Source organism: Streptomyces sp. NPDC051172 (genome assembly GCF_040682555.1).
Lineage (GTDB): Bacteria > Actinomycetota > Actinomycetes > Streptomycetales > Streptomycetaceae > Streptomyces.
Genome location: NZ_JBFBBE010000010.1, coordinates 157831 through 165616, shown reverse-complemented (window position 1 = coordinate 165616; position 7786 = coordinate 157831). Strand labels below are relative to the sequence as shown.

Annotated in this window: 6 protein-coding genes and 2 rRNA genes; 3 read left to right on the top strand and 5 right to left on the bottom strand. The window is 68.6% G+C overall.

From position 1 onward, the window contains the following. The 3 genes from AB0N07_RS08835 to AB0N07_RS08825 all read left to right on the top strand — a co-directional run. Nucleotides 1-141, top strand: a 23S ribosomal RNA gene (locus tag AB0N07_RS08835); the annotation flags it as partial. Between the two features lie 69 nt (nt 142-210). After that, nucleotides 211-327, top strand: a 5S ribosomal RNA gene (rrf, locus tag AB0N07_RS08830). Nucleotides 328-398: 71 nt separating this feature from the next. Next, nucleotides 399-953: a GNAT family N-acetyltransferase gene (locus AB0N07_RS08825; protein ID WP_365833522.1), complete on the top strand. Its 555-nt coding sequence runs from the start codon at nt 399-401 to the stop codon at nt 951-953. Between the two features lie 3 nt (nt 954-956). Here the strand turns inward: AB0N07_RS08825 and AB0N07_RS08820 are convergent, their stop codons facing one another. The 5 genes from AB0N07_RS08820 to AB0N07_RS08800 are packed head-to-tail and all read right to left on the bottom strand — an operon-like array spanning nt 957 to nt 7611. Next, nucleotides 957-2435 carry a TraM recognition domain-containing protein gene (locus AB0N07_RS08820; protein ID WP_365833528.1) on the bottom strand — a complete coding sequence of 493 codons (1479 nt, stop codon included), beginning with the start codon at nt 2433-2435 and terminating at the stop codon, nt 957-959. 18 nt (nt 2436-2453) lie between these two features. Further along, nucleotides 2454-3881 carry an ATP-binding protein gene (locus AB0N07_RS08815; RefSeq protein WP_365833521.1) on the bottom strand — a complete coding sequence of 476 codons (1428 nt, stop codon included), beginning with the start codon at nt 3879-3881 and terminating at the stop codon, nt 2454-2456. A gap of 13 nt (nt 3882-3894) precedes the next feature. Further along, a complete protein-coding gene (locus AB0N07_RS08810) occupies nt 3895-5454 on the bottom strand; it encodes an SCO6880 family protein (protein ID WP_365833520.1) in 1560 nt (519 codons plus the stop codon). Further along, a complete protein-coding gene (locus AB0N07_RS08805; RefSeq protein WP_365833519.1) occupies nt 5451-6791 on the bottom strand; it encodes a hypothetical protein in 1341 nt (446 codons plus the stop codon). Before AB0N07_RS08805 ends, AB0N07_RS08810 begins: the two co-directional genes overlap by 4 nt. Then, nucleotides 6781-7611 carry a hypothetical protein gene (locus AB0N07_RS08800; protein ID WP_365833518.1) on the bottom strand — a complete coding sequence of 277 codons (831 nt, stop codon included), beginning with the start codon at nt 7609-7611 and terminating at the stop codon, nt 6781-6783. Before AB0N07_RS08800 ends, AB0N07_RS08805 begins: the two co-directional genes overlap by 11 nt. Between the last annotated feature and the right edge of the window lie 175 nt (nt 7612-7786).

Here is a 7786-nt window from a genome sequence, read left to right as displayed (position 1 = left end):
CGGGAAGCCTGCTTCGAGATGAGGACTCCCACCCACTTGATGGGGTAAGGCTCCCAGTAGACGACTGGGTTGATAGGCCGGATCTGGAAGCACCGTAAGGTGTGGAGGTGACCGGTACTAATAGGCCGAGGGCTTGTCCTCAGTTGCTCGCGTCCACTGTGTTAGTTCTGAGGCAACGACTGTGTTTTTCCGGTCGTAACTTCATAGTGTTTCGGTGGTTATAGCGTGAGGGAAACGCCCGGTTACATTCCGAACCCGGAAGCTAAGCCTTACAGCGCCGATGGTACTGCAGGGGGGACCCTGTGGGAGAGTAGGACGCCGCCGAACAATTGTTGAGGAAACCCCCGTACCGTTTATTCGGTACGGGGGTTTTCTGCGTTTGGGCTACCGTGGCCTGCATGAACTACAAGGTCCGTTCCATACGCGCCGACGAGTGGCCCCGGGCGAAGGCGCTGCGACTTGCCTCGCTGCAAGATCCCGTAGCGCATCTCGCCTTTCTGGAAACCTACGAGCAAGCGATCGCGCGCCCGGATTCCTTCTGGCAGGAGCGTGCGGCCGGCGCCGCCGAGGGCGCGTCCGGGGCGCAGCAGATCATTGCCGAGGGGCCCGATGGGGAGTGGGTCGGGACGTTGGTCGTGCTGGTCGAGGAGGCCGGGTCGACCGACTGGGCCGGGTTTCCAGTGGAGCGGAAGCAGGGCCATGTCGTAGGCGTGTTCGTGCAGCGGGAGTGTCGGGGGATCGGGCTCACCGAAGTGCTCTTCGATGCCGGGCTGGACTGGGCCTGGGCGCAGGGCGTGGAGCGGGTGCGGCTCATCGTGCACGAGGAGAACGGGCGGGCTCAGCGGTTCTATCGGAAGGTCGGGTTCGCGCCGACCGGGGTGACCGTGCCGTTGGAGGAGAGGCCGGGGGAGTCCGAGTTGGAGTTCGCCCTGGTGCGGGACGAGGTCGGCTGACCGCTACACCGGCAGTTCGTCGTGCGGCCAGCGGGCTCGGCCCTGTTCGCGAGAGCGGAGCAGGGCCAGGGTCGGCAGGCCCCGGTCCGCTCCTGTGGCCAGCAGCTCCGGGAGCTGGGGAAGCGGGGCCACAGCTGCGACGTCGTCGAGGACGAGGGTGAGTGGTGGGTCGAGGCGACCGGAGGATGACCGTTCGGCCATGTGCCGGCCACGCTCGACCACGCTTGAGACGAGGGCCGTCAGAAGGGGCATCGCGCCCGGGTTGCTTCTGGGGTCCTCGATGGATTCCCCCACCACATAAAGCGTGCCCCCTTCATGGACGAAGGAATCCAAGGTGAGGGCATCTGTTCGGTTGGGTGTGCAGGCCTCGCGGATGTTGACCGTGAACAGGGCGGAGAGCGCTCGGCTGGTCAACTCCTGGGCCATGTCCCGACGTTCGGGGTGTGCGGTGAGCGCGGCCTCGAGTTCGCCCGCGGAGCCGGGGGCCGCCTTGGGGTTCGTACGCAGGATGCGGACCGCGTCCTGGACCTGGGCGCCCTGGGCCCAGCGGTGGACGTGGCGGATGGTGCGGCCGTCGACGGCGGCGGCGTGCACATAGCTGCGCAGGAGCGTTTCGGCTGTCGCCGTCAGGGCCTGGTCGAGTTTGGCCGTGGGGCGGATCGGGGCGAGGAGGGCGGCGGCTCTCGCCGTGGCTGTCTGCTTGTCCTCGCAGCCTGTGGTGGGGGACCAGTGGAGGCGGGCCGGGGTGTCGCAGAGGTGGGCGGGGTCGTAGAGGAGTACGGGGCCCAGTTTTGCCCTGGCGTCCTTGGTGTCCGACCAGATCGCAGGGTTCGAGGTGATGACGAGGGCAGGGCCTTCCGCGTCACGTACGGCCTGGGTCGCGGTCGCCTGGCGGTTTTCTCTGGGGGCTACGACGAGATTCTCCCGACTGCCGGCCGCTCCGCCCAGCGGCGTCCGGTCCTCGGCGAACAGGGAGGGTGAGGGCTCGGGGGTGGGTGCCGGTTCCTGGAGGAGTTCCGTCGGCTGTGGTTCGGGCGGTGCCGTCCTCGGGGTCGGGACCTCGTAGTGCGTCGGCGTCGGCTCGGGCGTGGGTCCCTGGAGTGGCGTGCGTCGCTTCAGGCGGCCTGCGCGCCAGCGCGCGAACGTGCCCATCGCGAACACCGTCAGTACGAACAGCACCATCAACTGGCCGATGAACAGGCCCCAGAACAGGCCGTAGCCGGAGAGCTGGGTGGCCGGGGTCTCGGGCCAGGCGCCCGGGATGTCGTGCGGTTGGCCGATGAGGTGGCGCATGGCCGTGGGGGTGCGGGTGAAGATGACGCCGGCCGGCCAGCTGCCCTTGGCGAACAGGCCGGCGAGGCCCGTGGCCGTCCACACCAGCAGGGTCATGCCGAGGAGGAAGGCGAGTATGCCGAGCAGGAGCCCGTCCGGGATGCCGCCCTGCCCGTCCCGGGGGTCTCTTCGCCGGTCGTCCGGTCTCACCACGTCCCGCCTCCCCTGCTATGCCACCGTCGACTCGGACGGCCCCTCGAAGTCGCTCAGGTGCTGTTCCACGAAGGCTGCCGCGCGTTCCTCCGCCTCCAGTTCGGCGGCGCGCAGGGCGTCGTCTCTCAGGTCGCGTTCGGCGGACGACTCCGTCATGGCGCGGTCGGTGAAGACCAGTGGGCGTTCCGTCTCGGTGATCAGGTGTTTGACGACCTGGACGTTGCCGTTGACGTCCCAGACGGCGATGCCGGGGGTGAGGGTGGGGATGATCTCCACCGCCCAGCGGGGGAGGCCCAGGACGCGGCCCGTCGCCCGGGCCTCGTCGGCTTTCTGGGCGTAGATCGTCCTCGTGGACGCCATCTTGAGGATGGCCGCGGCTTCCTTCGCCGCCGCGCCGTCGACGACGTCCGACAGGTGGTGCACCACCGCCACGAAGGACAGACCGAGTCGGCGGCCGAACTTCAGCAGCCGCTGGAACAGCTGGGCGACGAAGGGGCTGTTGATGATGTGCCAGGCCTCCTCGACCAGGAAGATGCGCTTCTTCCGGTCGGGGCGGATCCAGGTGTGTTCCAGCCATACGCCGACGATCGCCATCAGGATCGGCATGGCGATGGAGTTGCGGTCGATGTGGGACAAATCGAACACAATGAGGGGTGCGTCGAGGTCGATGCCGACGGTGGTCGGGCCGTCGAACATGCCGCGGAGGTCACCGTCGACCAGACGGTCGAGGACCAGCGCCACGTCCAGGCCCCAGGCCCGTACGTCCTCTATGGCGACGTTCATCGCCTCGGCCGACTCGGGCTCGGGGTGGCGTAGCTGCTCGACGATGTCGGTGAGGACCGGCTGGCGTTCGACGATCGTCTCGTTGACGTAGGCGTGCGCGACCTTGAGGGCGAAGCCGGAGCGTTCGTCCAGGCCGTGGCCCATCGCGACCTCGATGATCGTCCGGAGCAGGGCGAGCTGGCCGGTCGTCGTGATCGACGGGTCGAGGGGGTTGAGGCGGATGCCGTGGTCCAGGGCCGCGGCCGGGTCCAGGCGGATGGGTGTTATCCCCAGCTCTTCCGCGATCAGGTTCCACTCGCCGACGCCGTCCTCGCCCTGGGCGTCGAGGACGACGACCTGGCGGTCGCGGAAGCGCAGCTGACGTAGGACGTAGGTCTTCTCCAGGGCCGACTTGCCGTTGCCGGACTCGCCGAGGACCAGCCAGTGCGGGGCCGGGAGCTGCTGGCCGTACAGCTGGAAGGGGTCGTAGATGTAGCCCTTGCCGGAGTAGACCTCGCGGCCGATGATCACGCCTGAGTCGCCGAGGCCCGGGGCGGCGGTCGGCAGGTAGACCGCCTGGGCCTGGCCCGTGGAGGTGCGTACGGGCAGGCGGGTCGTCTCGACCTTCCCGAACAGGAAGGACGTGAAGGCGTCGGTCAGGACGGACAGCGGATCCCGCATCAGAACTCAGCCCCTACCTTCGGATGCCGGTGGCGAACGGGAGCGTGTTCACGAAGGCGCGATGGTGTTCCCGGTCGCACCACTCCAGCTTCAGGTACGACTTTCCGGCCGAGGCGCGGATGGTCCGCTTGTCGCGGGCGAGGGCCTCGGGGGAGCGGGAGGAGACGGTGATGTAGCCGACCAGGTTCACGCCGGCCGCGCCGCTCGCCAGGTCCTCGCCGCGCTGGTCCAGGCGGTTGTGGGCGGCGATGTCACGGGGGTCGACCGTGCGGTTCATCTTGGCGGCCCGGGAGGCCTCGGCCACGTCGTTGGTCTTCTCGGTGAGCATGCGTTCGATGGCCACCTCGGTGGGTTCGAGATCCATCGTGACGGCGACCGTTCGGATGACGTCCGGGGTGTGGACGAGGAGCGGGGCCAGGAAGTTGACGCCGACGGGTGTCATCGGCCACTCCTTCACCCAGGCCGTGGCGTGGCACCAGGGCGCGCGGGTGGAGGACTCCCGGGTCTTGGCCTGGAGGTACGTCGGCTCCATGGCGTCCAGTTCGGCCGGCCAGGCGTTGCGCTTGGTCATCGCCTGGATGTGGTCGATCGGGTGGTCCGGGTCGTACATGGAGTGGATGAGGGAAGCGAGTCGGCCCTGCCCGAGGGGCTGGCGGACACGGATGTCGGCCTCCTGGAGGCGCGAGCAGATGTCGGTGAGCTCGCGGGCCATGACGACCGCGAGACCGGCGTCCCGGTCCACCTTGCGGCCGTTCTGGGGGCGGGCGGCGCGTGCCATGGCCTGTGCCTCGGCCGCGAGGTCGCGGGTGAAGTGCATGCAGGCGACGAGGTAGGCGCGGTGCTGCTCGCTGCTCGTCGACACCATCGACTGCAGTTGGTCGTACGACTGCTGCAGCCAGCCCGGCGACTTCTCGTCCCCGCGGATGGCGACGTCCTTGGCGTGGGCGTCGGGGTCGGCGGGGAGGGTGCGGGCGAGCATCTGTAGGCGGGTGACGAAGCCGTCCCCGTTGGCGACGTGCTTGAGGAGCGTGCCGAAGCGGTCGACCAGGGCTTCCTGGTCCTCCGAGTCGCGCAGACCGACGCCGGGGCCCTCGATCTCGATGGCCGCTGTCACCGTGCGGCGGTCCGCGTGGAGCAGTACGGCGATCTCGTCCGGTCCGAAGGGGGCGGCCAGCCAGTTGATACGGCCGATCCCGGGGGGCGGGCCGATTTCGACCTCGCGTCCGTCGAGCCGGGTACCGGCCTCGATGACACCGCTGCGGTAGACGGTGCCCTTCTTCAGGGTGCGCTTGTAACTGCGGTTGATCTCGAACCACTTGTAGAACGTGCGGTGCTTGTACGGCACGTAGACCGCCATCAGCGCCAGCAGCGGGAAGCCCGTCAGCAGCACGATGCGCAGGGAGAGGACGGGGACCAGGAGCCCGCACATCATGCCGAGGAACGCGCCCACGATGATCAGCGCGATCTCGCCGGACTCGCGGTTTCGGCCGACGATCGCGTTCGGCCGGGCGCGGCCGATGAGATATGTACGGCGGGGCGTGACCGGATGGGACAGGTGGGACTCGGTCGTCAACGCCCTTCACCTCCCGTGCGGTTGGTACTGCTGTTGCGGGTGTTGCTGGCGTGCGGGGTGTTCACCGGGCTCGACGAACGGGGTGCGGGGGCGGCGGTGGGGACGGAGCCGCCGCCTCCGTTCGAGGGGCGGGTGCTGTGGGCGGCGACTCCGCCGGTGGCCGGGTTGGCCGGGCGGGGGCCTCCGTTCGAGGACGACTGGCCGCCGCCCCCGTTGTCGTTGGCGCGGGCGCTGTGCGTCTTGATGCCCTGCGCGACCATGGTCGCCGGGGAGCTGATGACCGCGGCGGCCTTGCCTTCGGCGCCGGCCATGATGCGGTTGTTGCGGCCGTTCGCGATTTCGTCGCCGAAGCCGGGGACGAAGCGGTAGATCATCCCGGAGGCGAAGATCGCGAGCAGGATGATGGCGAGGCCCGAGACGACGGCGGCCAGGGAGTCGGGGCCTCCCCCCGAGGCGAGGGCGCCGGCGAGGCCGAGGACGATGACGATCACGGGTTTGACCAGGATGACCGCGATCATGATGCCGGCCCAGCGACGGACGTGACCCCACAGGTTCTTGTCCACGAGGCCCGCGTAGACAACGACGCCGAGCAGGGCGCCGACGTACAGCAGTACGGCCCGCAGGTAGAGCTCCAGGTAGAGGACGCCCGCGGCGAGTACGGAGACCAGCGACACGATGATCAGCATGATCGGGCCGCCGCCGATGTCGTTGCCTTTGTTGAGGGCTGCGGAGAACGTGCCGAAGAACGTGTCCGTCTGGTCGCCGGTGCCTTTCGCGATGACGTCGGTGACGGCGTCGGTCGCCGATACGACGGTGTAGAGGATCAGGGGCGTGAACGCCGAGGCCAGGACCGTCAGCCAGAGGAAACCGACCGCCTCCGAGATGGCCGTCGTGAGGGGGACACCTCGGACGGCTCGCTTGGCCACCGCGAGCAGCCAGAGGACGAGGGTGAGGATGGCGGAGGCCGCGAAGACGACTGCGTACTGCTGAAGGAACTTCTGGTTGGTGAAGTCGACGTTCGCGGTTTCCTTTACGGCCTCGCTGAGCTTGTCGATGGTCCAGGAGGCGGCCTTGGCGCAGCCCTTGGCGAGGGAGGAGAGGGGGTCGAGCGTGGAGGTGGGGTCGTCATTGATCGCCCCGCCGCTCGACTTGCTGTTGTGGTCGCTCTCGCAGAGGGACCGGGCCGCTCCCTGGATGAGGCGGCAGGGGTCGCTGCTGGTGGTCGGTGACGGTGTGGGCGACGGTGCCGCGAGGGCGCGGGTCGCCAGGAGCACAGTCGCTGTATGAGCGGCCGTGATCACGGAGGCGATCTTGAGTACGCGGTGCTTACCGGGCATAGGTGAACCCTCCGTACTCCTCGACTGCGTTGGCCATCTCGTCGGCGCTGGCGGCCTTGTTGTCGCCGGGGACAGGCGCTGGACCATCTTTCTGGGAGTGCTGCACGATCTTCCAGTCACCGCCGGTCCATTCCAGTTGCATGGTGATGGTGAACCAGCTGTTCGTCACCGGGTTCGTGGACTTCTCGCCAGCGAGGCCGAGGAGGCCGCTGCACCAGACCTCGACGGTCGTGTCGTTCTCAACGGACGCGGTGACCTTGGTGCCGATCGGTGTAGTTCTCGACACGAAGGTGAAGCCAGACGGAGTGGAGCCGTCCTCGTTCAGGCCGAGGGTCTTGTTGAGCTGCGGGGTGTATGCCTTGTCCAGGGTCGACACGAAGTTCGTGATCCGGGAGGGGGTGATGACGGCCTGCAGGATCGCGTCACGCCTGGTCTTGTTGAACATGTCGGCCGAGCCGAGCGCCACCGCATAGTTCGCGGCAGCGCTCTGCGCCCCCTGCTGGTCGTGCGCGAAGCCTGCCGGAATCCCGCCCGCCGTCGTCCGCACCGGCTTCGTCCCGCTCGCAGCCGTGGACGCAGCGTCCGGCTTGCTGCCGTTCCCGCCGGCCGAAGAGGAATCGCTTCCTCCACGGTTCGCGAAGGCGATGGCGGCGATCAGTAGGACCACCACGCCCACCACCGTGATCAGGCTGCGGGACGACGAGCGGCCGCCGCGGCGGGCGCCGCCGTAGACGTCGCCGCCCCCGTCGGGCAGCCGGGTCCGGGTCTGGCCCGTGCCGCCGTAACCGCCGGAGGCCTCGTGCTCGTCTCCGAGACTCATGCCGTGTACGCCCTCTCCAGCTCGTAGACATACGACGGTAGCCGTGCTGGTTCCCGCGCGGGCGCGGAGTGGTGACTCGACATCAGGGAAACGCAACCTCAGCCGGTGGGCACGACGGGCGGGTGGGGGTGGAGGGGACCGGGCGTGCCCGGCGGGGACTGGCGGACGCGTGCCG